Origin of the sequence: Methanobrevibacter sp. UBA412, assembly GCA_002495685.1 — an archaeon.
GTDB lineage: Archaea > Methanobacteriota > Methanobacteria > Methanobacteriales > Methanobacteriaceae > Methanobrevibacter_A > Methanobrevibacter_A acididurans.
In genome coordinates this window covers 52,631-78,371 of the sequence record DAGJ01000004.1, presented here as the reverse complement: position 1 = coordinate 78,371, position 25,741 = coordinate 52,631, and the positions used below count along the sequence as shown (strand labels likewise).

The window sequence follows — 25,741 nt, the reverse complement described above, 5'->3', positions numbered from 1 at the left end:
ATGAATTAATTATGTTTTTGAATTAATTTTATAATAATATAATTATCAATTTATCGCAAATATTTCTCTAATATTACTATAAATATAATAACATTATTTTATAAGATTAATATCTTATTTAATATTATGTATTCTATGAAATTAATAATAAATCTTTAAATATAATATAAACAATGTTTTTATTAATAAAAAAGAAAATAAGCATGATAAATAATTAAAAATAGGTAAAAAATAGTAGAAAAAAGAGAAAAATTTAAATTTAATTGAAAAATATTTCATGAATAATAAAAAATTTAAGAATTTTCTTTAATTTAAAATTTAATAATCCTTATTATTGGAAATAATTTTTATAATCAGTTAAAAGAAAATTAATTCAAACAATGTTATTTATAGTGTTATTTCTTTAAAAAAATGCATCTAAAGTTGTTTGTTTAGAAATAAAAAGTTCCTTCAACAAATGACTATTTTCAACATAATAATCAGTTGAGGATTTCAATTTATTATTAGCAAAATTTAAAGATTCTTTTAAAGTTTCAAAACTCATTGGATTTTGACTCATAGCTATTCTAATATTTTCTCGAACATTAAATACTCCAAGTGGTTCAAAATTTTCATAAATTTCACGAATAATTATCACTCCAGATTGTCTATGAACTTTTCGTAAGTGCTCTAATACAGCTAATTTTCCAGCATAATATGCTCCTTGAAGAGGACTGTAGGAGGTTTTACCTTTATTATATTCATGATCTATGAATGTGATTTTTTCATTATTTAAAACTTTTAAATAAGTTTCTATCATTTCAAACTCCCATTCTTCAGGGATTAAAATAATAATGAAATTATTACCTAAACTTGAGTAATTGTAAACTTCATAAGAGTCTATTGTTGGATTGTATTTCACTTCTTTTAATAATCCATTTGAAATTGCAGTATCACAAGCTGTTATACTCCATCTTGTAGGTACTAATTTACGGTTCTGTTTTTCTCCAAATGCTCCAACACTAAAAGCTTTTTGTAGTTTACTGAAGGGTACATTATGATTATACATTGCCATTACAGCATCTGTTGCTTTTAAATCAGTGTCATAATAAGATTTTTCTAATTTTTTATCCCATCTGACTTCATCAATATCGAATTTCTTTATTAATGCACTAGGACCATGAGGTTCACTTTCACCTTGATATCCTCCACCTGTAGGGTGTTTTTTAAAGGTTGCTTCACTATCTGTAGAATATTTAGATAAACTGATACTTTGTAATTTTTCAATATAAGGGTTTTCAAGGTCTTTTATACCAATTAATTGTTTTCCACGTATTAGATTCATTCTGAAATTAAAAATATCTTTTCCTGTTTTCCCATTTTGTATCCATGTTTCAGGACTATCTAATAAGCTAGTATCTCCTTTATCTGGTGTTATCATTGGACCTGCATATACTTTAGGATAATTCCAATGCCCAATAAATACTGATGGGGGTGTACTACCGTCAAGGTTTTTATTTATCTTAATACTTCGGATTTTCTGGTTTTTTGTTAGTTCATCTAAGTATTGGCTTTTATTTATTGACATGAAAAACTCTTATTAAATTTTCTATTTAATTATATAATTTTGTCATTTCTAAATTTTATTCCTTCATTTAATAGTAATTGTTTTTTTAATTTTAAACCGCCACGATATCCAGTTAATTGATTATTTGAACCTATTACCCTATGGCAGGGTATGATAAAGGGTAATGGATTTTTTGATAATGCTCCACCAATTGCTTGATATGCTTGAGAATTAATAGAATTACCTATTTCTTTATAAGTTCTAGTTTTTCCTTTTGGTATTTTTAATGTTTCAATATAGACTTTTCTTTGAAAACTTGTAATAGGAAGAGTGGTTAAATCAAAGCAATTTTGAAAATTAACATTTTCTCCATTTATAAATTTTTTTATCAACTTTTCTAAATTTTTAGATTCAATAAGATTGTGTTTTTTAATATAATTTATATTTATTTCATTGAATTCATTTTCAAAATAAATAAGTTGTGTTAATCTATCTTTGTTAATGTATGCTTTTACATCCATAAAAATTTTTTAAACCTCCTTTATGAAACTATTTGTTTATATAAGGATATTTAAATAAAAAAATGAAATTAAATTTAATTATTAATTTATAATATTTTTTTAAGTAATTCTTCTGCAGGATCCATTCCTTGTGCTCCAATGAGTAAAATTAAATCATCAGTTGTGGAAAATTCTACTGTATCAGTTAATGCATCTATTAATTTATCATAAATTACATATTCTGTATTTTTCTTGTTTAATTCATCTTCAAATATTTTTCTCTCTTGAGGTGTAACTGTGTTATTGTGATCTACTTCATCTTCACTACAAGATAATATTAAATTAATTGGTATTTTGTCTTCTTCTTGAAGATTATTTATTACATCTGATAATGCTTCTGCTATTAATTTATTTAGTGTTAATCCTCTAGACCCTCTAATTGCATCAATAACCCATAATGTTTTTAAATTTTTTTTATTTGCAGTTTTAAATGCTGATTGTATTGTTGCTTTAATTCCTTCAGGATTATGTGCAAAATCATCAATTATTAATGGTTTTTCATTTAATGTTACAAATCTTCTTTTTAATGGTTTATATGATTTTACTCCTTCTTTAATTTGTTCAAGAGGTATGTTTAATGATATTGTTGATGCAATAGCAGATAAAGTGTTTTGTATGAAGTGGTGGGATTGGAAGGGTAATTCATCTAATTTTAAAAATATTTTATCTTCATAGATTATTGCTTCTTTTTCATCACTATAAGATAATTTATTTATTTTATTAGTAGTTTTAATGTTTTCTAATTTATCCGGGTTCATAGTTAAATAAAAAATATTACAATCTTCTTTAACTGTTTCATCCATAATTCTTACTCTTTCATCATCATAGTTAAGTACTGCTGTTCCATGAGTTAATGATTTTATTAAACCTTCAGTTTCCTCTTTAACTTCTTCCACATCATGAACTAATCCTATATGATCCATTGCAACATTAGTTACTACAGATACATCTTGGTTTATAGCTTTACTCATTAAGTATGCATGGTTTTTCATGAAATAATCTTCCCATCCTTGTACTTCAGAAACTTCAACAACTAAATAATCTAAGCCTTTTTGTTCATTATAGGATTGTACTAAAAGTTTTGGTACCATTGGATCAATTAAAGTATTAAATTCACTTCTTGCATCTGTATTAGTGAATACTTTAGCTCCAGTATTTTTTAGTATATGATACACCATATGAGTAGTGGTTGATTTACCATTTGTCCCAGTCACAACTACTCTTTTTGTATTTGGTGCAAAATTTTCAACTGTCCATTTTATTGCATATGCATTAGCTTCTTCTATTTTATTTACAACAATTATGGGATATTTTAGTTTATCTGCGAGTTCTAAACAATCATCTAATGGATGTAGAGTTATTATACATGCTACATTTTTTTTATTAGCAATTTCCACCCCTTTTCCATTAATTTTGTGTCTTATTACAATATCTCCTTTTTTTGCACTGTTTAATGTTGTAAATGACCCAGTGAATCCTTCTAGTGATTTGTAATCATTGTTTCCATAGAGTGTTCCATTAATTTTTTGTGTTAAATCTTCGATTTTAATATTTTTTGTCATTGCGAATTTACTTCCTTTAAAAAAAAGTATTTAAATTTGGATTTTTATATGAAAAAAAGAAAAATAGATTTCTTTATAGTATAAATACAAAATAATCTACTAATAATCCAATTATACAAACTATTGCTGTTATTAACCAGTAACTACTTACGATTTTTATTTCACTTATTCCCCGATAATTTAATGCATGATGTAATGGTTCTACAGGTAATGTTATTATATGTGCACGATGCATCAAACTTATAATTGTTGAACCAATTGGTACGGCCAAGGATAATAATCCAAAATAGGGGACGTTTGTAATTAATACGGCTGCTGCGAATCCTGAACCTAAAATAAATGATCCAGTATCACCCATGAAAATTTTTGCTGGGTACTTATTAAATACAAGAAAACCTAAACATATTGCAAATAATATTGCAAATGGTGCAATTCCTTCCATGTTTCCATTTATAAAACAGAATATTCCACAAGCAAAAGAAGCTATGGCAATTATTCCTGCTGCTAAACCATCCATTCCATCAATAAGGTTTACTGCATTTATACATCCTAATACAGCTATTATAACTATGGGTATAGCTAATAATCCTAAGTTAAATCCTCCAAGAGTCCATACTGTACTTGTTAATACTAAGAATATACCGGGTAAGAATTGTGCTATTATTTTAACAGATTCATGAGGTTCATATTTGATAGGTATTTCTGCAACTTGTTCTAATTTTCCAGCTGCAAGTAAAGGTTCTAATTGTTTTTTAGCTTTATCAGTAGTTATTCTTGCTTCTTCTGAAACACCTAAATTTAAGATACCTATTTGAACAATATCTGGAGAAATGTTTTTAACTACTTTTTGATATTCTTTTACTTTTAATCCGAGTAAATCATCAAGTAATCCCATTACTCCACCAGTAACCATTATGAAACTAGTTATGAGAATTGGTAAATTTTTATAGAATAAAGAAACAACAAATAATATTGCGAATAAGAAAGATATTCCACCCATTGTGGGTGTTCCTGTTTTATGTCTGTGTTCGCTTACTATTGGGGAGTCTGAAATATCTGCATCTATTAATACATGACGTATAAAAAATGTAGACAGAACAGTGACTACAAAGGTTATTAAAAATAAAATTACCATATTTGTTGTGTTCATTACTAAATACATTATTACCACGATTTTTTTTAAAAAATTTTTATTTACTAATTATATATTTTAGAATTTAATATTATTTAAACTTTATTTTAAGTGCTTTAAAAAGTTAAAAAAAGGTTTTAAATTAAGTTAAAACAATAATTAAAACTTAATTAGTTTGATTATTTTTAAATGATATTTAAAAAAAGAGCAAAAATTGAAAAAATTAAATTTAAAATTGTTTTTTATAATTAACTCCAGTTAATTGTTTTGCTAGTTCATAACAATCATTTAAAGTATTTCCTCTTATGGTTAATCTTTGATAACCTTTTGGACCATGAACAACATAAGGACTATTAATGAAATCTTTTAGTGGTTCCTTAGATTGTGGACCATTATAATCATGTACTGGGATTTCAAGACTATGATAAGTTTTTCTTAAATTATCTATTTTGTTTTTTGTAAAATCATCAGTAACCATTCGTATAAGATTTATTAAAGGGTTTATTCCAGTTGTTGCACAACTAAGATAACGTGTTCCACTCACTCTAGTGTTGATTTCTAGTGCATAAATTTCATCATCAATTGGTGAGTAAATAAGATCTATATCAATAGTTCCTTCTGCATTTAAATTTTTTGCTATTTTATATGCTAAATCCATTACTCGTTGATTATTTAATCCTTTTAATTCTGTTGGTCCTGATCTTAATCTTAAAATTGGGTGGATTCCTTCAAGAGATGTTTCTCCTTTATATATAGGTGCTATAGGATAATATAAATTATTCCAACTTGATACTTCTATACTAATTTCAGAACCAGTTATGAATTCTTCACATAAAGCTTCATCAAAGGTTTTAAAGTATTCTTCAACATCTTTAAAGTTTTTACATACTTTAATATCTTTTCCACCTTGTCCTTCTCCTTGTTTTAAAACTACAGGATAGTTAAATCCATTTATATCATTAGGTTGGTGTAGGATTTTTGATTTGGGTGTTGGTATCTTATGTTTTTTAAAGAATTCTTTGGTTTTTATTTTATTTGAACATAAATCAACTGTTTTGGGATTAGATATTAATACAGGTATTTGATGTTCTTTTTCTATTTTTTCCTTCATTTCTGCTACACTTAATAAAGGAGGATCTATTCCAATTAAAGGGATTATTGCATCTACATTTTCTTTTATTGCAATATTCATAGGTTCATCCATACCTCTTGGAACTATGAATATTTCATCTGCATCTTCTAAGTTAGGTGCATCTTTGTTAGATTCAGTTACTAGTGTTTTTATATTGTTTTCTTTACAGTAATAGGCAACATCATCAAATAGTCTTGATCCGATAAATAGTATTTTTGTCATAAACATCAGCTTAAATAGAAATTAAATTTTTTTTATTGAATATTATTATACTCTTTTCTTTGTATTTCTTATTTTATAAAAGTTTGAGTATTAATTCTCCTAAATTTTCCGCACTTTCTTTTACATTTGATGTTAAACCTAATTGTAAAGATAAATCTGCTGGTTGAACTCCAATAAATAGTATTTTATAAGTTTTTTCCAATTCTAAATAGTTTATTAAATAAGATAATGGCATGTTATGACTGGATATTCCCATGTTTTTAATTTCTTCTTTTTTTACTAATCTTAAAAATCCAGGTTTTTCATCCATTATTACTGCATCAATGAGAATTATATGAGTTGGGTTTAAAGTTTTAATTTTACCCGTGAAGTTCTCAGGTGCACTTCCAGCATTAATTAATGTAACATTATTTTTATTTTTTAATTTAGGTGTTAAATAATTTATAATATAAGGTCCAAGTCCATCATCAGTTTTTAATTCATTCCCTATTCCCATTATTACTAAATTCTCATAATTTTCTAAAAATTTTTTTAATTCTTTCTCTAATAACATGAAAAAACCTTCATATTCTTAATTTTATATTAAATTTATTTTTATTGATTCTAATCCTTTACCCATAGTATATGATAAGTTTATATTAATTGTTTCTCCTTGATGTGCATCTAATTCTTTTGGTAAAGGGATGATTAATTCTGGATTTAACATTGGTGTTGGTCCACAAATTAATTTTTGATTTAATAATGTGTATGTAGTTATTTTAACTCCATTAAATGTGGAATTTTTTGTAATGTAAAATGGTATTGTTTTATTAAATGCAGGGTTTATATAATCTTTAAATCGTATTATATCATAGATTACACTTTCACCAATTATATTATATTTTGGTTGTGATTCTAAATCTTCATACATTATTATATTATCTTCCATACATACTGGTTCTATTTTGTTTATGATTCCATAAGGGATTATTTCTGTGTAACTTTTTATTTTATTATGGATTTGATTGAATGTTAAAACTTCTTCTTCCTCAATTAATGCTGTATCTAACATTTCACATATTATTAAATCAGGTGTGGATTCAAATTCATGTTGTGTTGTGTCTGCATTAATGATTTGAATATTATTGAAGTTTTTTGTGTTTTCTTCTGCAAATTTAATTGTTCTTGGATCTAAATCTATGGCTTGTATTTTTTCATAGTATTCACTAGCAAATATTGAGAGTATCCCACTTCCACATCCTAAATCTAATGCTAATTTTTTATTTATATTTGGATTTTCACCTTTATTTTTAATAGCTTCATAAAATGCGGATAATCTTTCTGTATCTTTTAATAGGTTGAAATGATAATGAGTTGTCTGTAATTTCATAATGAATCTTTTTTTAAATTATATTTTTTATAGTTTTTTTTAGAAATAGTTATAATTGATTTTGAAAGTTTTTATTTAAAAAATAGATCAAATGTATAAAAAAAAATATTTAAGAATAATGATTAATTTTAGTTTATGAAGGGTCTAAGTTTTCTCCATTAGCTGTACTTGTGAGTTTTACGTGATCTACTCCTTTAAGTCTCATCATTCTTTCTGTAAGTTCACGAATATTATTTACATCTCCGTTTACAACTATTACTTCCATACAATATTTGTTTGTCATGTGAATGTGCATACTTGCATTTATTTCATCACGGAAATCGTGTTGTATTTCTGCTAAGTTTTCCATTACTCCTGTGAAGAAATGGTCATATATTACGGTGATAACTCCAATTCTTTGCCCTTCCATTTCGTTCATCCATTGGTAACGAACAATGTAATCTTTAAGTGCATCTCGTATCCCTTTAGAACGTGATTGGTAACCTCTATCTTTTAATACTTCATCAAAATCAGCTAGTAATTTTTTTGGTAGGGACATGCTTATTCTCATCATTTTTATAAAACCTTCTGTTTTTTTACAAATTTTTATATTTAACCCAAATTATTTTAGTGTTTTAGATTAACTAAGTATTAATCGTTAATAAATAAGTAGTAATTAATCTTATATAAATTTTATTAAATGAATATTTTTCAATTAAAAAAACATGGAATACATTGATTTAACTGTTTTAAATTAATTAATAAGTTTATAGTATCTACCATCTTTCTTTTTAACCTTTTTAATAACGCCTTTAATTTCTAAAGATAATATTATATGGTACATTCTAAAATTAGTAATTTTTTCAGGACCATAAAGTAAATGGCCTTCCAAAATATATTTAGGTACTAAATTATCTTCATCAACTACTTCGCGAATAATTTTTACAACATTAGCTTCTTTAATATCTAATTTAACATTCCGAACATCTTCTTTTGTTTCAAGAGTTTTAATTTCAGTACTTTCATTTATTAATTTAATTTTTTTATGTTCATAAGTTATTAATTCTTTTTTTGCAAGTGATTTAAGAACATCATGAAGATTATGTTCATGAACATCTAAATCTGTTTGTAAAACTTTTAAAGGTATACCTTCTTTATATTTCGGATCAAATGTGTGTACACAAGTTAATACCTTATTTTCTTTTTTTGTTATATATACTACCATTATAATTCTTTATCCTAAAACTTAATTATATTATATATTATATTATTATTATAAAAAAAGTTTTTTTTATTTAGTTAGAAGTGATTATTATTAATATCTTTAATGAACTTACCAAAATAAGCAGGGAACCTGAAATTAAAATTACTGAATTAAGGGATATTTTAAAAAAGTATGCTAAAACAGTTAGTGTTTTTGATGAAATGAATGCTACATGTATTATACGTGAAGATTGTAAATATATGCAAAAGAATATTCAAAAAGAATATTTAGAAGTTTATATTAAATATTTTTTTAAAAGAATCAAAGAAATTTTAAATGATAATGTAAATTATAAAGGGAATATTGATATAGTTAAGTTTCAAAATTCTTTAAATTTACTTAAAAATCAGTTTATTCAATATAAAGACAGTAGTAATAATAGTAAATATTCTTTAATTTTAACTTTAATTAGTTTTTATGCTACATTCATTAAAAATGAACCAATACATCCTGTAGGTACACCTTTTCCTGGAAATTTAAAACTAGAAAAAAAAGATGGAGAATATTATTGTCCAGTTAAAGATAAACAATCCAAAAATCCTAATGCTGTTTGTAATTTATGTATTTCAAAACAAAAAGAAATATAAAAAGAATAAATTAATATTTTTTTATATTTTAGATGATAATCCCATTTCTCCTGCCATTGGAACACCTGTTAATACGGATGCTTCAAAAGTTAAAGATTTAAGATTCTCTTTTTCTAATTTAGATAAATGAGAATTTCCTGCTTGTTGGGCGAGCATTGTTGCTTCATCAGTCATTGCTTTAATATAATTAGCAACATGTTTTGCACCTTCTCGATAATTTAAACGGTGTCTTAATTCAAGATTTTGTGTTGCAATTCCTTTTCTACATGTTCCATCATAACATTCTTGACATACTCTACAACCTAATGCAACAAGTGCTCCTGTTGCTACATATGTTGCATCTGCCCCCAGGGCTAATGCTTTAAGAACATCTACACCCGTTCTTATTCCTCCTGATACTATTAAACTTACTTCTTCACGTAAATTTATATCTTTTAAAGCAGCATCTGCTTCAACAATAGCGGATAGTGTTGGTACTCCTGCTTGTTCCATAATTACATCAGGACCTGCACCTGTTCCTCCTTGCATTCCATCAACGACAATTGCATCTGCTCCACCTTTAGCTGCAATTTTAACATCACTTGCTACACGTCCTGCAGCAAATTTAACCATAATAGGCACTTGCCAATCTGTGATTTCTCTTAATTGACTGATTTTCATGCTTAAATCTTCAGGTCCTACTATATCCATGTGTCTTGCTGGGGATAATGCATCTGCTCCTTCAGGGATTTTACGGATTTTACTTACATCTGCTGTAACTTTTTCTCCTAGTAAGTGTCCACCCATACCACTTTTTGCTCCTTGACCTATTTTGATTTCTATTGCATCTGCATTATTTAAATATTCAGCGGATACACCGAATCTTCCAGATGCATATTGTGCTACTAAATTGTGAGATAATGCTCTTTCTTCAGGGAGCATTCCCCCTTCCCCAGTGTTAGCAACTGTTCCTGCAAGTGTTGATCCAAGTGCTAATGCCATTTTAGCTTCTTTACTCAATGCTCCGAAACTCATTGCACCGATCATGATTGGGGTGTCAATGTGTAATGGGTTTTCAGCATACCGATCACCTATTATTACATCTGTTCCACAAGGTTCTCGATAATTATCTAATGGAGGTCTACTTACTTGTGCTGGTGTTATGACCAAATCATCAAATGTTGGAAGTGTTCTAGTTGCACCTGTACTTCTAATTTTATATGAAGCTGCAGTTGTTTTTCTTTCTATTTCTAAAATATCTGGATATTTCCATCCTAATCTTTGGTCTTCTGGCATTGCTAAGACTTTTATTGCTCCGTGAGGACACATTTCACTACATATTCTGCACCCTACACATTGTGCTTGGTGTAATGGTTGTGGTTCTCCTCGAACTATTTCATATACTCCATGTGGACAGTTGTTCACACAACTGAAACATTTACCACAGATATCTTCGTCTCGATCGTCACATAAATACCAGCAACATCCTGGTCTTTCAAAATCTCTTTTACATATTAGTGGGTCTCTTATTACATTAAATGGCATTTTATTTTTCCCTCCTTAGTCTTTTTTATGGAAAAATGGTCTTTTACTTTGTGGTATGATTTTTTTAAAATTTTTATAATCTTCATTAGATAGGTTAAAATCATATTTATTGAGAATTGTTTTTAATTCTTTTATATCTTCGTCTTTTGCTTTCATTTGAAATGCATTTTTTCCTAGACTTTCTATTTTTCCTAGAACATATATTTCTCCATTTACAATGGATTCTGCTAAGTCTTCACCTACATCTCCGAGGATTATTATTTTTCCTCCCATCATGAAAATTCCTGTCATGAATCCTGAGTTTCCACCTATTATGATGGTTCCATTTTTCATGATTTCTCCAGTACGGGCTCCAACACCTTTTTTAACTACTACAGTTCCACCATAAATTCCTTGACCTGCTCCGTCTCCTGCAGAGCCTTCAACTATGATTTCTCCTTCAGTCATGTTGTCTCCTACAAACCATCCTGCGTTTCCTTTGATTAGTATTTGTAATTTATCAACCATACTTCCAGCAAAGTATCCTGCAGATCCATCTATAATTACTTGAGATTCTCCAATTACCCCATTTACAAGGTAATGCATTGCATTTGGGTTTTCTAAAACAATTTTTTCTACATTTTCATGGTCTATTGCATATCTGATTTTTGTGTTGGTTTGTCGTGATGTAAGTTTGGATACGTCAATTGTAATTGTTTTTTCACTCATATTTATTTCCGCCTTTTAAATTTCGTATACTCTTACTTCTCCAGGAGAGATTTGTTCTACATTGTGTGTGTCGATTACTTGTCTGAGGCTTACTTCTTCTGATGCTATTGCGAATTTTTCATCATTTTCAGCAATTACTCCAGGTCTTAATCCTAGTTTATCTTTTGCTATTCCTATTCCATTAGGTGTTCCTATTATGAAACTGAATGGACCATCCATATCTTCAACTGCTCCTTCTAATGCTTCTTCTAAGGTGTAGTTTGAGATTAGTTTATCTGCAATGTAGTGTACTAAGCATTCAGTATCGTTGAATGTTTCAAATATGTGGCCTTTTCGTTCTAGAGGGTCTCTTATATTCCAATAATTTGTTATTTGTCCATTATGTACTACTGTTACGTCTTCTGAGATATAAGTTTGGAATGGGTGTGCATGGAATCTGTCTATTGCACTTTCTGTTGAGAATCTTGTGTGTCCTATTGCATGTGTTCCTTTTACACTTCTTGTATCATATCTGTTTGCAATTTCTAGAACTGATCCTACATCTTTTATCATTTCAAATGAATGTGAACCATTTAAAACTATTACATCATCTATTTGATCAACTTTAGTGATTAAGGGTTTTAGTTGTTTGAAATTATCCAAATTGACATGACATCTGTATATTATGGTATCGTCAACTGATGGGATTTTTTCTTCTTGTGCGATTGATGAGTTGTTTTGTATTATGTTTTTTACATCAGATATTTGATTATCATCATCAATTTGTATGTTTAAAATGTATTCTCCATCTGGTAATCCTAATCCTCCGTATAATGCAAATCCTGCAGAGTCTGGTCCTCTGTGTTGGAGTGCATTTAGCATGTTTGTCATGTCGTTTCCAATGTTGTGCATTTTTTTATCTTTGTATACTATTCCTGCTATTCCACACATTTTTTAACCTCCTTTATGAAGTATTCATGTAATCTTGTATCATTAGTTAATTCTGGATGAAAACTCATTGCTAGATTAGGGCCTTGTTGTATTGCTACGATTGTGTTATTTACTTCACATAAGACTTTGATGTCTTTTTTGGTTTTATCATAGTTTTTTAGTGTTGGTGCTCTTATGAATACTCCAGGGTATTTATATCCTAAAATATTGAGTTCTGTTTCAAAAGAATCTTTTTGTCTTCCAAAACTGTTTCTTACAACTTCTATGTCCATTATTCCTAGTATGGGTTGTTCGTAATTTGTTTTTTTTGCAAGTAATACCATTCCGGCACATGTTCCGAATATTGGTATTTTTTTGTCTTTTATTATTTTATCAAGGTCTCGTTCAAATAAGATTTTCCCTATTACTGTTGACTCTCCTCCAGATATGATGAGTCCATCACATTCTTTTAGGTCGTCGGCATATCGTACATTTTTGGTTTGGGCTATTATACCCATTTTTTCTATTGCTTTTTCGGTTATATCTTTATGTTCTGATACTGCGCCTTGTAAGTTGAGAATTCCTATTGTTAACATGAAAAATCACTGAATTTTATATAAAGTTTATATTTTTTTATCATATTTTTTTTAAAAATAGATTAATAATATATTATGTTTTTTTTGTTTATTTATTTTATTGTTTTATAAGTGATTTTTATGTTTTTTGAGTCTATATTTTTTTGGAGATGAATATTTTTCATCCTTATGGTTTCTTTATATTTATTTATATATAAAGTTGGTGGAATATCCCTTCCGGTTGAATTTTGTTTATATGAAATTATTTTAAAAAATTGTGTAAAAAAAAGTGAAAAATAGGAATAATTAAATGTTAGTTATGTAAAAAAATTTTTTTATTCTTCTTTTTTAGGATTTTTAATTGCATCAATTGCGTATCTAGCACCTACAACTACAAAATTTTTTTCATCATTTAATAATTTTTCTATAGATCCTACTGCTCTAGAATCACCTATAGCTCCTAATGCCCAAACTGCTGCTCCTCGAACTTTCCAATCTGGACTTTTTAAAGTTTCCATTAATGGATCTACTGCTGCTTCACCCATATGGGATAATGCAGTTGATGCTTCTCTTCTAACTAATTTATTTCCATCAGATAATGTATTTATTAGTGGTTCTATTGCTTTAGTATCTTTAATAAGTCCTAATGCTTGAGCTGCACCTTTTCTTATTTCTTTATCTGAACTTTTTAATGCATTTATAAGTGGGTCAACGGATTCTTTTGCATTGAACTCTAATAATCCCATTGTTTCTTCTTTTACAAATTCATCGGTTGATTTTAAATCTTGTATTAATTCTTCTATTGTTTTTTCCATTGAAAATCACCTTATTTATTTTTTTTATTATTATAATATAATTTATAACTATTTCTTAAATATATGTAAAGGATTATTTAAACCTTTCGATATTTGACGAACAATGTATTTTTTCTATACAACAAAATACTTTAAAGTACAAAAATATAAAAATAATAGATAAAAACAATTTGGATAATAAAATGAAAAAGATAACAACAATACCTGGAGACGGAATAGGAAAAGAAGTAATGGAAGCAGGACTGTACATCTTAAACAAATTAGATTTAAATATAGATTACAGCCCACAAGAAGCAGGAAAAGAACTATACGAAAAAACAAACGATAATCTTCCCCCTGAAACAATAAAATCAGCAAAAAATACAGATGCAACATTATTTGGAGCAGTTACATCCATACCTGGAGAAAAAAGTGCAATAATAGAATTAAGAAAAGCACTCAATGTATATGCAAACTTAAGACCTGTAAAATCATATCCTGGAGTAAAAGGAATCTATGATGATGTAGACTTCTTAATAGTAAGAGAAAATACAGAAGGATTATACTCCCAAATAGAAGAAACCACAAAAGAAGGAGCCATTGCAAAAAGAGTAATAACCAAAAAAGCAAGCCAACGAATTTGTGATTTAGCATTCCAACAAGCAATAAAAGAAGACAGAAAAAGTGTTACCTGTGTTAACAAAGCTAATATCCTTAAAAAAACAGACGGACTATTCAAAGAAACATTCTACAAAGTAGCTAAAAATTATCCAGAAATTAAAGCTAATGATTTTTATGTTGATGCAACAGCAATGTATTTAATCACAGATCCTCAAAGATTTGATGTAATAGTAACAACCAATTTATTTGGAGACATATTATCAGATGAAGGAGCAGGATTAGTAGGAGGCTTAGGAATAGCACCTTCAGGAAATATTGGATCAGAAAATGGACTATTTGAACCAGTTCATGGAAGTGCACCTGATATAGCAGGACAAAATATAAGCAATCCCGTAAGTATGATATTAACCATAAGTATGATGCTGGAATACTTAAATCAAGATTATTATGCAGATAAAATAAAACAAGCCACAGTTACAGTATTAAAAGAAGGAAAAGTGAAAACTCCTGATCTTGGTGGATCTAATAAAACCATGGAACTTGCAGAAGAAATAAACAAAAAATTACAAGAAATATTATAAAAAAAGAGAGAATAGATAATTATGCTTAATATAACAACATTTTTAGATGCTAATGCAAAAAGACTAAAAAAAGATGTATTTTACTGTCCCGAAAAAGGAACTAAATATAATTCTAGAGAAATACTTGGAATAGTATCAGAACTTGGAAGAGAATTAAAAAAATTAGGAATAGGTAAAGGAGATCGTGTATTAATCTATTTAAAAAGTTCACCTGAATACTTATTCAGTATGTTTGCTTTATGGAGAATAGGTGCAATAGCCGTACCAACAAATAGAGTTTATAAAGAAAATGAAATAAAATACATGAGCCAAAACTCAGAAGCAAGATTAATGATAACTGACTTAAAAGGTGAAGAAATAGGAGAAAAGATTGGAATAAAAACTTACACACCAGAAAATATAGAAAATTATCGTGAAGCCGAAGTTTTACCCTCAGAAACTACTGATTGGGACGATTTATGTCAACTACAATATACTTCAGGTACAACTGGAAAACCCAAAGGAAGTATGTTAACACATGGAAACTGGTTTACAAGTATACACAATGAATGTGATGTATTAGAATTAAGACAAAATGATGTATTTCTTGGAATTTATCCAATGGCTCATGTAGGTATAAGTTGGGGAATAAGTGCCTTACGTGCAGGTGCTTTATATATTATGATGGAAAGATATGAGTTAAATAAATATTTAGAATTAATAGAAAATGAATATGTAACTGTATTAGCAGGTATGCCTCCAGTTATACATACTTTAACTAATCTTGACAGTGATTATATATCTAAACTTGATAGTGTAAGAGAAATAATTAGTGGTGGAGGACCAATACATAAAAAGATTTGGAAAAAATTCACAGATCAATACAGTATACCTATAATAAATGCTTATGGATTATCTGAAACTATTGTAATAGGTACAGGTACAGTAATTCGTCCAGAAGATTATATTGAAGCAGATCGTTTTGAAAGTGTAGGACATCCAGTATGTTTTAGTGAATGTAAAATTGTAGATGAAGATGATCCTTACAGTACTTTAGATAAATATGAACATGGTGAAATAGCTTTGCGTGGTCCTGCAGTTGCTAAAGGTTATTGGAATATGGAACGTGAAACACGTGAAAGTTTTTTCCCAGAAGGTTGGTTTTTAACTGGAGATATTGGTTATTTAGATAAAGATAATCGTTTATTCATTACTGATCGTAAAAAAGATATGATTGATATGAGTGGTTGGAAAATTTATCCAACTGAAGTTGAAGAAACATTAATTAAATATCCTGAAGTTGAGGATATTGCAGTTTTTAGTATTCCTGATTGTCATCGAGGAGAATTACCAGTTGCAGCAGTAATTTGGAAAAATGATGAAGATAAAGAAGGTTTAATTAAATTTGCTAAGGATAATATTGCAGGTTATAAAGTTCCTCGTGAAATTTACAGTACTAATGAACTTCCTCGTGTTAATGGTTGGAAATTATTACGTAAGGAGTTAATTAAAATGTTTGCTCCTGAAAAAATAGAAAAAAAATAAAATGTTTGTATAAATTAATATATCATGGTTCCAATACCATCAGTTGTGAAAATTTCAAGTAGTAAAGAGTGTTTTAATCTACCATCTATAATATGTGCAGATTTAACACCATCATTTATTGCTTTTACACAAGTTTCAATTTTTGGAATCATTCCACCAGTAATTATACCTTCTTCTATGAGTTTTGGTACTTCTTCTACTTTTATTTTTTGAATTAAACTTGATGGATTTTTTGGATTTCTTAATACTCCTGGTACATCAGTTAAGATTATTAGTTTTTCAGCATCTACTTCACTAGCTAGTGCTCCAGCTACAGTATCTGCATTAAGATTTAGACTGGTTCCGTCTTCTGCTATTCCAATAGGGGATATTACAGGTATGTAATTGTTTTCAGTAAAAAGTTTTAATATGTCAGGGTTGACTTTTTTTATTTCTCCAACAAGTCCTAAATCTATTTCTTCTATTTCACCAGTTTCTTCATTATGATATTTATGGAGTTTTTTACATGCTTGTATGAGTTTGTTATCTTTTCCACTAATTCCCACACCTTTACCATCATGTAAACAAATTTTACTTACAATATTAGTGTTTATGTTTCCAACTAAAACCATTTTCACAATTTCCATTGTTTCTTCATCTGTTACTCTAAGTCCTTTGATGAATTTTGGTTCTTTTCCTAATTTATTCATGCTTCTAGTGATTTCCGGCCCTCCGCCATGAACTACTATTGGTTCCATTCCAACATATTTAAGGAGTACTGTATCTCTAGCTGTAGAAGCCATTGCAATTTCATCTATCATTGCATGACCTCCATATTTTATCATTATTTTTTGTTTATGGAATTTTTTTATGTAAGGTAATGCTTCAACTAATATATTTACTTGTTCCATGTTTTATCACTATAAATTTTTTGAATATTAAAATTAAATTTTTATTACAAATTTTTTAACACTAATAGGTTTTGTTTGATGTATTATTTATAATATTATTAAAAAAATTATCGAAATGAATATTAATAACAAACGAATAAATAGTAAATATTAATTAAATTTTAAATTAAAAATGGAAGATTGATAAAAAATGCCGAAACCAAATATGATGCCAAAGAATGGTCATAGAATACAAGGATTCTCAAGTGAAAGCTTTATAAATGCAAAAGAAATATTAGAATCCTTTAAGTTTAAAGGAAATGAAGTTTTCATGGATCTTGGATGTGGAGATGGACATATAAGCATGGAAGCATTAAAATTATTAAATGATGATGCAACAGTAATCGCTATAGATAATTATGAACCAAGTATCATAGATTTACAAAAAGATGTAGATGAGCAAAACATAAAAAATTTAAAACCAATATTTGCAGATTTTACTGAAGGAACACCAGTCGAAGATGAAAGTGTAGATGTAATATTTTTATTAAATGTTTTCCATCACTTTAATGCTGCACGTAAAAGTAGTGAAAGTATTAAAGAAATGAAACGTATTCTAAAACCTGAAGGAAAAATATATGTAATGGAATATAAAAAACAAGAAGTTAGACATGGACCTCCTTACCAAATGAGAGTAAGTGATGAAGATGTTGAAAAAATGTTTAGTGATGAAGGATTTAAAGTCTTAAATGTGGATAATGAAGTTGGTGAAGATATTCCTGAAGGAAAATCTCATTATTTAATAAGTTTTCAAAAATAGATTTTAAAAAAAATTCCACAATTTAATTATTTTTTTAAAATTAAAAAATTTACTAATTTTGATATTAATTTAAAAATTGAAATTATAAAAAAAAGAATGTAAAAAAAAGTTCTTATTTTTTTAAATAGAAAAATAAGAAAAACCTTTTTTATGTTTTTAGATTATCTATTGTAATTACTAAATCTGTTAATTGTTGTTGTACACTTAAACCAGGTTGTCCGTGTGCTTCATATACAAGTGCTGGTGTTCCATTCTCTAATATTGGTTGAGTACAATATTTTGGACTTGAATATTCAGGAGGTTCATAATAGTATAACCAACTATTATTTTTAACAATTTTGTTAGCTATTTGATGACTTGTTCCATTTGCACTTCCTGGTGTGAAGATATATGGATCTGGGAAGTAAAATGCATTTGATGTATGAATATCACACACTAAACTATAATCTTTACTTACTACATCAGGTACAACAAATTGTTGAGCTAATAATTGCCCATTCATTCTACTTTCTGAGAAATCACTACTATTTGCTGTAACATTTATTTTGTAAATATAATATTGATATTCACAATCACCGGAAATATTTTTAACAGCATTTTCAAGTGCTTGATGTGAATCAGATTCCCGTGGGTGTTGTCCTATAATGTATGCTATTTTTACTTTAGAAGATGTGTTTCCATATGGTCCTTCAAGTGTTACAAAACCTTCCTCAGCAGTTCCTAATTTAGTTGATGTAGTATTTGGATGATTTGCATCTGTATCAATATGTAATAAATTTGCTAATGGTTCAAATATTCCACCTAATGAAGTATCTACAGCATTACTTGTGCTTTCTAAATTAGGGTTTGAGAAAAAGTTACCTGAAAAAATTACAATTCCTCCAATTAGGATTATTAATATTATTACGGCATATATTAATTTTCTTTTAGGAGGTTTTGATTTAGGTTGTTTTCTATGTAAACTGTTTTTTGCATCAGTCAATTTTTTTTATACCTCTAATTAATTTTATTTTTTTAAAGTTTTTATTTATTTTATAATTGAAAGAAAATTTTTAAGTTTTTAAATTAATTATTGAATTAAAATTTCTTTTTTTTGGTGTTGAAAAAATGTGTTTATAATAATTGTTTACTATTTTTTTAAATATACTTATTTCGTTTTTAATTTATATTGAAAAAAAAATCTTATAAAATTATTGCTAAAAAATAGTATTTTAAAAAGGGGGTGGTGAAGTATTAATTATTGGTTTTAAAAAAAAGATGGCATGTATGATAAAAAAAATTTATTTCAATCTTTTTTATCTCTTTTTCCAAGATTGTTTTGCAGCTCTTCCTCTTTTACTTCCAGGTTTTCTGTATCCTTTTTTTTGTCTGGTTCTTCTATTTGTTCCTTTAACCTTTGCCATTATAATCCGTCCTTTAATTTTATTTTTTGCAAATATAATTTTTAAAATTTTTATTATTAATATAAGAAATAAAACTTTTATAGAATTGTCTATACTGAGAGTTTTATTTTTATAAAAAAGTTAATTTAAAAAAATAAGCTTCTATATTATATAAAAAACTTAATATAATAATTTTAGCTTTTAATACATATAAACTTAACTCATTAATTTTAATAATTAGTATCTTTTAAAAGAATTTATTAATGAATTATAGGAATAGTATCAAATACTCTTTAAATTTTATTATTATACAAATTTTGTTGAAATTAAATAATAAATGTTAAATATTATTTTATGTTAAATATATTTTTAATTATTATTAAATAAATATTAGTAAATAGTTTTACTTAATACTTTGTGATATTTAATTTAAATTATTTTTTTATAAAAAGGGGAGTAATGTATTAAATGAAAAATTTAGGAAAAATAAGTATTCTTCTAGTTTTACTATTTTGTAGTGTATTGATTTTTTCTGGAGCTATTAGTGCTAGTGAATCTGATGGTAATATGGTTTTAGGTAATGTTAGTATGACTATTCCAAATGATTTTTTAAATGGTCAATTAAGTAATTATTCTGATGCTGCTATTTATGAAAAAATTGTTAATGGTGATATTTTCCGTATAACTGTACATAATGATTCAAAATATTTTATGAATATGGCAGGTTATGATATTAATCAAGCAGAAAATTCTAGTCAAATTAGTATTGGTGGACATCCTTGTTTGATTTGTGAATGTGGTAATAATTATATGGGAAATTATACTGTTATTATTTTCGAATCTAATGGATCTTTAGTCCGTGTATACATACCAAATAGTACAGGTTTAACAAGTGAAGGTGAAAGTTTAGTAAGTAGCACACCCCCTTCATTATATAGTGGATCTACATTTTACAATTATTTAAATGCTACGCATAAAGCATATTTGAATCAACGTGAACAAGAGGATATGATAGCTGATTCTTATGATGAAGGATATGATGAAGGATACGGTGAAGGATACGATACTAGTAGTGATAAATGGTATCAAAATATTCCAGTAATAGGACAATTTATTATTTAAAAAAAGAAAGTTAAAAAAATGAATTGAAAAAATTTGTTTTATGTTGTGTATTCAGCATTGATTTTAACATAATCATATGTTAAATCACAACCATAACTTGTAGCTGAACCTTGACCTTGATATAATTCAATGAAAATATAAATATTTTCAGCTTGAACAATTTTTTCAGCATCATCTAAATAGGAGGTTCCCTCAAATGCTAATATTTCACCATTACGTACAAGATCAACTTTATCTTTATCAGATGCAATACTTATTGTGATTTTATCTGGATCCATAGTTGTGTTTGAATATCCCACTGCAGCAATTATTCTTCCCCAATTTGGATCCCCACCAAACATTGCAGATTTAACTAAAGATGAGGAAACTACAGTTTTAGCTACTTTGATAGCTTCTTCTTCATTTTTTGCACTGTCAACATTTACTTGTAAGAATTTAGTTGCTCCTTCACCATCACGAGCCATCATTTTAGCTAGTTCTATACATACTGTATTGAATGCTTCTTGGAAATTTTTATCTATGGTTCCATCATATTTTATAATACTTGATTTTGATTTTCCATTTGCAAGTAATATTGCAGTATCATTAGTAGATTCGTCTCCATCAACAATTACCATATTAAAACTTTTTTTAATAGCTTCATTTAAAACTTTTTGAGAATGTTGTTTGTCAATTATCGCATCTGTTACTAAAAAACATAACATTGTTGCCATATTGGGAGCTATCATTCCACTTCCTTTACACATTCCACCTATATGTACTTTGTTACCATTTTCTAATGTGACTTCCACTGCAAATTCTTTAGGAAATGTGTCTGTTGTCATTATTGCTTTAGCTGCATTATTAGAAGCTTCATTACTATGTTCTAATTCAGCACTAACTTTTTTTATCATTGGTGTGAAAATATCCATTGGCATTTTTCTTCCAATAACACCTGTTGATGCTGTTGCGATTTCATTTTCAGGAATATTTAAAATTTCAGATGCTATTTTTACTGTTTTTTCACAATCTATTATTCCTTGTTCCCCTGTAAAACAATTAGCGTTTCCACTGTTTGCTATGATTAAAGATATTTTTCCATCTTTAATGATTTCTCTAGTATAATTTAATGGAGCTGCAACTATTTTATTAGAAGTATATACTGCCGTTGCTGTACTATTTGGAGCATAGATAATACTTAAACCGTATTTATCTTTTTTGAATCCATTTGCTTTAACTCCATCTATTTGACAGATTCCTCCATTGATTTTTGTGATATTTTTGTTAAATTGATTTATTGTCATTTTTAATTAGATTCTCCTATGAACAAATTTTAATTTAATATTTTATTTAATGTTAATTATTATTAAATTTATTTTTTTAATGATTTTAATGTAAGTGTAAGTTCTTTAATTACTTTTTTTTGGAACTTTTATAATTACATTAAATTATTTCTTTTTATGGGTTCTTAATTTTTAATTTATCTTTAGCATTTATTTAGGATAAATTTTAAGATTATAATTTTTTTAATTTTTATAAGAAATTTTGTAAAATTAGATATTTTATTTTAAGAAATGGTGTGTAATTTTTTTATTAAAAATAGTATATGAAAAATTTTTTGATGGTAAATCAAATTTAATAAAATTAGTTTACCCAATAATTATATTTTTATTATGTGAAAATATTTTATTTAAGGATAAACAGTAAATTTGATTGAACATTTTGACTGTTTACTTCATCTGAGGAGTTTGTATTACTTACACTTGTAACATTAGATCCATTTACTGATAATTGTTGGTTTTGATCTTGGACTGCTTGACTATGGCCGTTCATTCCAGTTGTAATACCTATACCTGTACCTAATCCGAATGCAATAAGTGAACAAACTAATAATATTACGATTATTGCTTCATTTCTAGATCTCATTATTCCTCCAAATAAATTTGTAAATTTTTTCTTTTCATTAGTAACATTTTTATAATTTAATGTTTTGTATGTTTAAAACTGGTTTATGTTATAATGCTATTAATAAATTTTATGGATAGTCTTATATATACTTTATTAAGTGAGTAAGTGTGTAATTATATGTGTATTAAAATTTTTTAAAAAAATTTAAAAAATAGTATAACTATTCTAAAAACATCAAACAATTAAAAAATAATAAGGAAAATAAATTTCAATGCAGTTAATTAATTTAAAAATATTTTTAATAGAAAATTTAATCTAAATAAGATATTGAATTATTATTTTTTATTATAAAATTTCTTATGGTATAACAATGGGTTTTTTGCAAATAAACTGATAGGTTTATGTCTTATTTTTAGTTAAAAAATAAAAATAAAGAGTGTGTAAACAATTACACATAAACATATATATTCATATATAAAGTATAAATAATAAACAAAAGTAAACATAAACAAAAGTAAATATTAAAATAAATCGTAAAGATTATATACATTATAAACTAACCTAAAGGTATATGATAGAAAAAGACGATGTAGATCGAAAATGGAAATTATCTGAAAAAACAAGAATGAACATATCATTACCATCAGATATAGCCAATTGGCTAGATGACAATGCATCATTAACTTGGAAACTAGATAAAGCAGCACGTTCCAAACAAGTAACAAAAATACTTATGGAAGCTAAAGAAAAAAGCGAAAAAGAATACTAATTTTAAAAAATATAAAAAGGATTTAATTTAAGTAGCTACTGCATAAATCATTGCAATTAAAACAACAAAAAATCCTAAAAATCCTAAATTGAAAAGGAACAAGAAATAACATAATATGAATACAACAACAAATAAACTTATCAATTTAGATTTATGGTTAAAAAATAAATTTATAATAGTTCTAACAAAATCTGAAGGAATATTATAAGCATATAAACCATTTGCCAAATCAAATACTACTAAAGATAATGGTTCAACACCTTGAACCTTAATTTGCTCTGCAATATTAGCACGTTCACCAGCTTCACGTCTAGTTTTACCAATACCAATCTTAACTTTAGCACCATTACTAAGAATATACCATGCTGAATCTAAACCCGCACGGATAGCTAAATCTTTACTTGGAAATTGGGCAATTAAATCATCTCCACCTTTACGGTAACCTTCAATAGTACCTTCACATTCTTCTTCCATAAAAGCTTTAATACCTGTCATCAATTCAACTAATTTACTACGACCATTTTCACTAATAAATTTAGTAGAATTAATTATATCAATGAATAAATAATAACTATAATCTACACTTTTAGAATGACCTAACTTAAATGGAGTATCAATAACTAAAGCATATTCTCCACCAAGTTTAGTGAAAGCTATACCTGAAACATCTCCCACTTCTTGATTAAATTTAATACTACGTTCAATAGCAGCTGCACCAGTCATACCTACTGCTGATCGTACCCCTATTTTATTATCTAAACCTATGCCAATTAATTTAATAGCAACACGTATAGCATCATTTTTACTAGGTAATTTACTAACTATTTCATTAGCAGATTCTTCAACAATTTCCCCTTTTTCTTTAAGAATAATATCAGTAAATTCTTTAATAATATAGGAAGGTTTACTTAATTCAATATAAAGATAACGATCACTACCCATGATAATATTACTTACTAATGCATATTCTTCTACAGCATTTTCTGCAGGAGTTAATTCATAGAAACTATGAATCTCAGGGATATTTTCTTTACCAACATCTCTTACAAGATTAGTAAAAATGCTTTCTGTTGTAATGTTTGCTTTTTCAAGTTCCATTAAAACTGTTTGAGTGTAGTTGAGCATGTCAACATATTCTGTTTCTAATGGTGTGGTTGGAAAGTATTTTGTTCCTATACTTATTGCTTCATAACCTGTAATTAACTTGAAAAAAAACCTAGTTAAGCTGTGTTCAGCCATCAGGTTTTCCTCCTTTTTCTAAATATATGTCAAATTCTCCGGGTTTTTCCATTAACATGTCTGATTTAACACTTACATATGGAAATTTCCATGATCCGAGTCTTGCAGCTATAGTACTTGCAATGTTTCTTGAATTGTTTTTAACAAACATTTCATCATATGAATTAATTCTTACTTCTACATTAAATGGACATATATCTTCTACTTCATCAGATACTATTATGTTTAATGCAAATTCACCGGGTTTTACGAATAAATCATTACGAACTGCTATTAATGGTCTATTAACTAAGTGTAAACGATCAGCCACTGTTACACTAATATTTCCTGCGTCGTGTACTGCTGATTTATAATCTTTAGGATGTACTAATACAAAGATTACATATGGTGCAGAGGTTTCAACATCATCCACCATTTCCATTATGTTTTTAAACATTGGCATTCTATGGAATGCATTTTCTATACGTGTTCCTACTGTTTTCTCATTAGAGGTATCTAAACGGAGTATTGCGGCTTTTGCAACATTTAAAGGACTGAATGGTTGTGTTGTTTTATCTGTGAAAACTTCCCATCTTTTTCTTTCAATTTCATTTAATATTTCATCTGCAATGTTTTGGAGGAGATTTTTAACTTTTTTAGGTTTTTTGGATTTTCCAAGTACTAATTTATCTCCTTTGATTGTAAATGGTATTCTCATGTTTTTAATATCATGAAATTCATCTGCAAAATCTCGGTATTTATCATTGGATAAAACTTTTGCATGTTCTTGTTCAGCGGTTTCAAGTATAAAGTGGTCTGCTATGTTTCCTACTGGTACTTCATCAATAATTCCATCATCGACAAGTTTTTCATATTCTTCTTTTTTATCAATACTATGACGGAGTGATGCATCCGCTATGATAAGGAATTCATGATTTCCTTTTTCTAATGCTTTGATAGCTGCTATTATATTTTTAAATTTAGCTTTACCATTATTTCCTTTTTTGTAATGAGCCACATTAGCTGCATCTATAATAATTTTCAAAATGACCACCGTATTGTAAATTTATATTGTATTTTTTATA

Annotated in this window: 26 protein-coding genes; 6 read left to right on the top strand and 20 right to left on the bottom strand. The window is 27.4% G+C overall.

The window, feature by feature from the left end; translation table 11 throughout:
• Positions 1-403: 403 nt before the first annotated feature.
• The 9 genes from BP997_RS01165 to BP997_RS01125 form a co-directional block, all read right to left on the bottom strand.
• Complete coding sequence (locus BP997_RS01165; RefSeq protein ID WP_413827489.1) at positions 404-1,567, bottom strand: hypothetical protein; 1,164 nt, start codon at positions 1,565-1,567, stop codon at positions 404-406.
• A 29-nt stretch (positions 1,568-1,596) separates the two neighbouring features.
• Positions 1,597-2,067 carry a methylated-DNA--[protein]-cysteine S-methyltransferase gene (locus tag BP997_RS01160; protein WP_413827486.1) on the bottom strand — a complete coding sequence of 157 codons (471 nt, stop codon included), beginning with the start codon at positions 2,065-2,067 and terminating at the stop codon, positions 1,597-1,599.
• An 86-nt stretch (positions 2,068-2,153) separates the two neighbouring features.
• On the bottom strand, positions 2,154-3,668 hold the full coding sequence (locus BP997_RS01155; protein ID WP_413827483.1) for a Mur ligase family protein: 1,515 nt from the start codon (positions 3,666-3,668) through the stop codon (positions 2,154-2,156).
• Positions 3,669-3,741: 73 nt separating this feature from the next.
• Entirely contained in the window at positions 3,742-4,830 is a 1,089-nt protein-coding gene (locus BP997_RS01150) for a glycosyltransferase family 4 protein (RefSeq protein WP_413827481.1), read from the bottom strand.
• A gap of 199 nt (positions 4,831-5,029) precedes the next feature.
• Entirely contained in the window at positions 5,030-6,154 is a 1,125-nt protein-coding gene (locus BP997_RS01145; protein ID WP_413826075.1) for an ATP-grasp domain-containing protein, read from the bottom strand.
• Positions 6,155-6,227: 73 nt separating this feature from the next.
• Positions 6,228-6,707, bottom strand: coding sequence for a hydrogenase maturation peptidase HycI (hycI, locus tag BP997_RS01140; protein WP_413826078.1), 480 nt, complete (start codon positions 6,705-6,707; stop codon positions 6,228-6,230).
• A gap of 24 nt (positions 6,708-6,731) precedes the next feature.
• On the bottom strand, positions 6,732-7,523 hold the full coding sequence (locus tag BP997_RS01135) for a 50S ribosomal protein L11 methyltransferase (protein WP_413827478.1): 792 nt from the start codon (positions 7,521-7,523) through the stop codon (positions 6,732-6,734).
• Between the two features lie 133 nt (positions 7,524-7,656).
• Complete coding sequence (gene nikR / locus BP997_RS01130) at positions 7,657-8,076, bottom strand: nickel-responsive transcriptional regulator NikR (RefSeq protein ID WP_413826084.1); 420 nt, start codon at positions 8,074-8,076, stop codon at positions 7,657-7,659.
• Positions 8,077-8,256: 180 nt separating this feature from the next.
• Positions 8,257-8,727, bottom strand: coding sequence for a hypothetical protein (locus BP997_RS01125; RefSeq protein ID WP_413826086.1), 471 nt, complete (start codon positions 8,725-8,727; stop codon positions 8,257-8,259).
• 80 nt (positions 8,728-8,807) lie between these two features.
• On the opposite strand from BP997_RS01125, the gene BP997_RS01120 reads away from it, so the two are divergent.
• On the top strand, positions 8,808-9,353 hold the full coding sequence (locus tag BP997_RS01120; RefSeq protein WP_413826088.1) for a DUF2115 family protein: 546 nt from the start codon (positions 8,808-8,810) through the stop codon (positions 9,351-9,353).
• 21 nt (positions 9,354-9,374) lie between these two features.
• Here BP997_RS01120 and BP997_RS01115 read toward each other — a convergent pair whose 3' ends face one another.
• The 5 genes from BP997_RS01115 to BP997_RS01095 form a co-directional block, all read right to left on the bottom strand.
• Positions 9,375-10,877: a glutamate synthase-related protein gene (locus BP997_RS01115; protein WP_413826090.1), complete on the bottom strand. Its 1,503-nt coding sequence runs from the start codon at positions 10,875-10,877 to the stop codon at positions 9,375-9,377.
• Between the two features lie 15 nt (positions 10,878-10,892).
• Positions 10,893-11,585, bottom strand: a complete 693-nt coding sequence (locus tag BP997_RS01110; RefSeq protein ID WP_413827473.1) for a tributyrin esterase — start codon at positions 11,583-11,585, stop codon at positions 10,893-10,895.
• Between the two features lie 15 nt (positions 11,586-11,600).
• Positions 11,601-12,515 (bottom strand): class II glutamine amidotransferase, encoded by a 915-nt coding sequence (locus BP997_RS01105; protein WP_409197751.1) that lies wholly within the window; start codon positions 12,513-12,515, stop codon positions 11,601-11,603.
• Entirely contained in the window at positions 12,503-13,090 is a 588-nt protein-coding gene (gene pdxT / locus BP997_RS01100; RefSeq protein WP_413827470.1) for a pyridoxal 5'-phosphate synthase glutaminase subunit PdxT, read from the bottom strand. The genes BP997_RS01105 and pdxT overlap by 13 nt, the downstream gene beginning before the upstream one ends.
• 314 nt (positions 13,091-13,404) lie before the next feature.
• Positions 13,405-13,884 carry a HEAT repeat domain-containing protein gene (locus BP997_RS01095; protein WP_413828672.1) on the bottom strand — a complete coding sequence of 160 codons (480 nt, stop codon included), beginning with the start codon at positions 13,882-13,884 and terminating at the stop codon, positions 13,405-13,407.
• A gap of 182 nt (positions 13,885-14,066) precedes the next feature.
• Here BP997_RS01095 and aksF point away from each other — a divergent pair, with 182 nt between their 5' ends.
• Both aksF and BP997_RS01085 read left to right on the top strand, forming a co-directional pair.
• Positions 14,067-15,065 (top strand): homoisocitrate dehydrogenase, encoded by a 999-nt coding sequence (gene aksF, locus BP997_RS01090; RefSeq protein WP_409197754.1) that lies wholly within the window; start codon positions 14,067-14,069, stop codon positions 15,063-15,065.
• Positions 15,066-15,086: 21 nt separating this feature from the next.
• Positions 15,087-16,589, top strand: coding sequence for a class I adenylate-forming enzyme family protein (locus BP997_RS01085; RefSeq protein ID WP_413828670.1), 1,503 nt, complete (start codon positions 15,087-15,089; stop codon positions 16,587-16,589).
• Positions 16,590-16,603: 14 nt separating this feature from the next.
• On the opposite strand, the gene argB is transcribed toward BP997_RS01085, so the two are convergent.
• Complete coding sequence (argB, locus tag BP997_RS01080; protein ID WP_413828668.1) at positions 16,604-17,479, bottom strand: acetylglutamate kinase; 876 nt, start codon at positions 17,477-17,479, stop codon at positions 16,604-16,606.
• A 190-nt stretch (positions 17,480-17,669) separates the two neighbouring features.
• Here argB and BP997_RS01075 point away from each other — a divergent pair, with 190 nt between their 5' ends.
• Positions 17,670-18,278, top strand: coding sequence for a class I SAM-dependent methyltransferase (locus BP997_RS01075; protein ID WP_409197757.1), 609 nt, complete (start codon positions 17,670-17,672; stop codon positions 18,276-18,278).
• A gap of 148 nt (positions 18,279-18,426) precedes the next feature.
• Here BP997_RS01075 and BP997_RS01070 read toward each other — a convergent pair whose 3' ends face one another.
• Complete coding sequence (locus tag BP997_RS01070) at positions 18,427-19,260, bottom strand: hypothetical protein (protein WP_413828666.1); 834 nt, start codon at positions 19,258-19,260, stop codon at positions 18,427-18,429.
• An 868-nt stretch (positions 19,261-20,128) separates the two neighbouring features.
• On the opposite strand from BP997_RS01070, the gene BP997_RS01065 reads away from it, so the two are divergent.
• Positions 20,129-20,782, top strand: a complete 654-nt coding sequence (locus tag BP997_RS01065; RefSeq protein ID WP_409197759.1) for a hypothetical protein — start codon at positions 20,129-20,131, stop codon at positions 20,780-20,782.
• A 38-nt stretch (positions 20,783-20,820) separates the two neighbouring features.
• Here the strand turns inward: BP997_RS01065 and argJ are convergent, their stop codons facing one another.
• Together argJ and BP997_RS01055 are read right to left on the bottom strand one after the other, a co-directional pair.
• On the bottom strand, positions 20,821-22,065 hold the full coding sequence (argJ, locus tag BP997_RS01060; protein ID WP_409197760.1) for a bifunctional ornithine acetyltransferase/N-acetylglutamate synthase: 1,245 nt from the start codon (positions 22,063-22,065) through the stop codon (positions 20,821-20,823).
• A 382-nt stretch (positions 22,066-22,447) separates the two neighbouring features.
• Positions 22,448-22,687 (bottom strand): hypothetical protein, encoded by a 240-nt coding sequence (locus BP997_RS01055; protein ID WP_409197761.1) that lies wholly within the window; start codon positions 22,685-22,687, stop codon positions 22,448-22,450.
• A 553-nt stretch (positions 22,688-23,240) separates the two neighbouring features.
• Between BP997_RS01055 and BP997_RS01050 the strand changes: the two genes are divergently transcribed.
• The gene (locus tag BP997_RS01050) at positions 23,241-23,438 is read left to right on the top strand and encodes a hypothetical protein (RefSeq protein ID WP_409197762.1); all 198 of its coding nucleotides are present in this window, start codon (positions 23,241-23,243) and stop codon (positions 23,436-23,438) included.
• Positions 23,439-23,465: 27 nt separating this feature from the next.
• On the opposite strand, the gene BP997_RS01045 is transcribed toward BP997_RS01050, so the two are convergent.
• Both BP997_RS01045 and BP997_RS01040 read right to left on the bottom strand, forming a co-directional pair.
• Positions 23,466-24,677: a hypothetical protein gene (locus tag BP997_RS01045; RefSeq protein WP_409197763.1), complete on the bottom strand. Its 1,212-nt coding sequence runs from the start codon at positions 24,675-24,677 to the stop codon at positions 23,466-23,468.
• Entirely contained in the window at positions 24,670-25,701 is a 1,032-nt protein-coding gene (locus BP997_RS01040; RefSeq protein ID WP_409197764.1) for an NYN domain-containing protein, read from the bottom strand. Before BP997_RS01040 ends, BP997_RS01045 begins: the two co-directional genes overlap by 8 nt.
• Positions 25,702-25,741: the final 40 nt, after the last annotated feature.

Bases quoted from the DNA above. Each gene is read 5' to 3' on its own strand.
- BP997_RS01165 (WP_413827489.1), bottom strand. From the start codon at position 1,567: ATGTCAATAAATAAAAGCCAATACTTAGATGAACTAACAAAAAACCAG.
- BP997_RS01160 (WP_413827486.1), bottom strand. From the start codon at position 2,067: ATGGATGTAAAAGCATACATTAACAAAGATAGATTAACACAACTTATT.
- BP997_RS01155 (WP_413827483.1), bottom strand. From the start codon at position 3,668: ATGACAAAAAATATTAAAATCGAAGATTTAACACAAAAAATTAATGGA.
- BP997_RS01150 (WP_413827481.1), bottom strand. From the start codon at position 4,830: ATGTATTTAGTAATGAACACAACAAATATGGTAATTTTATTTTTAATA.
- BP997_RS01145 (WP_413826075.1), bottom strand. From the start codon at position 6,154: ATGACAAAAATACTATTTATCGGATCAAGACTATTTGATGATGTTGCC.
- hycI (WP_413826078.1), bottom strand. From the start codon at position 6,707: ATGTTATTAGAGAAAGAATTAAAAAAATTTTTAGAAAATTATGAGAAT.
- BP997_RS01135 (WP_413827478.1), bottom strand. From the start codon at position 7,523: ATGAAATTACAGACAACTCATTATCATTTCAACCTATTAAAAGATACA.
- nikR (WP_413826084.1), bottom strand. From the start codon at position 8,076: ATGATGAGAATAAGCATGTCCCTACCAAAAAAATTACTAGCTGATTTT.
- BP997_RS01125 (WP_413826086.1), bottom strand. From the start codon at position 8,727: ATGGTAGTATATATAACAAAAAAAGAAAATAAGGTATTAACTTGTGTA.
- BP997_RS01115 (WP_413826090.1), bottom strand. From the start codon at position 10,877: ATGCCATTTAATGTAATAAGAGACCCACTAATATGTAAAAGAGATTTT.
- BP997_RS01110 (WP_413827473.1), bottom strand. From the start codon at position 11,585: ATGAGTGAAAAAACAATTACAATTGACGTATCCAAACTTACATCACGA.
- BP997_RS01105 (WP_409197751.1), bottom strand. From the start codon at position 12,515: ATGTGTGGAATAGCAGGAATAGTATACAAAGATAAAAAAATGCACAAC.
- pdxT (WP_413827470.1), bottom strand. From the start codon at position 13,090: ATGTTAACAATAGGAATTCTCAACTTACAAGGCGCAGTATCAGAACAT.
- BP997_RS01095 (WP_413828672.1), bottom strand. From the start codon at position 13,884: ATGGAAAAAACAATAGAAGAATTAATACAAGATTTAAAATCAACCGAT.
- aksF (WP_409197754.1), top strand. From the start codon at position 14,067: ATGAAAAAGATAACAACAATACCTGGAGACGGAATAGGAAAAGAAGTA.
- BP997_RS01085 (WP_413828670.1), top strand. From the start codon at position 15,087: ATGCTTAATATAACAACATTTTTAGATGCTAATGCAAAAAGACTAAAA.
- argB (WP_413828668.1), bottom strand. From the start codon at position 17,479: ATGGAACAAGTAAATATATTAGTTGAAGCATTACCTTACATAAAAAAA.
- BP997_RS01075 (WP_409197757.1), top strand. From the start codon at position 17,670: ATGCCGAAACCAAATATGATGCCAAAGAATGGTCATAGAATACAAGGA.
- BP997_RS01065 (WP_409197759.1), top strand. From the start codon at position 20,129: ATGAAAAATTTAGGAAAAATAAGTATTCTTCTAGTTTTACTATTTTGT.
- argJ (WP_409197760.1), bottom strand. From the start codon at position 22,065: ATGACAATAAATCAATTTAACAAAAATATCACAAAAATCAATGGAGGA.
- BP997_RS01055 (WP_409197761.1), bottom strand. From the start codon at position 22,687: ATGAGATCTAGAAATGAAGCAATAATCGTAATATTATTAGTTTGTTCA.
- BP997_RS01050 (WP_409197762.1), top strand. From the start codon at position 23,241: ATGATAGAAAAAGACGATGTAGATCGAAAATGGAAATTATCTGAAAAA.
- BP997_RS01045 (WP_409197763.1), bottom strand. From the start codon at position 24,677: ATGGCTGAACACAGCTTAACTAGGTTTTTTTTCAAGTTAATTACAGGT.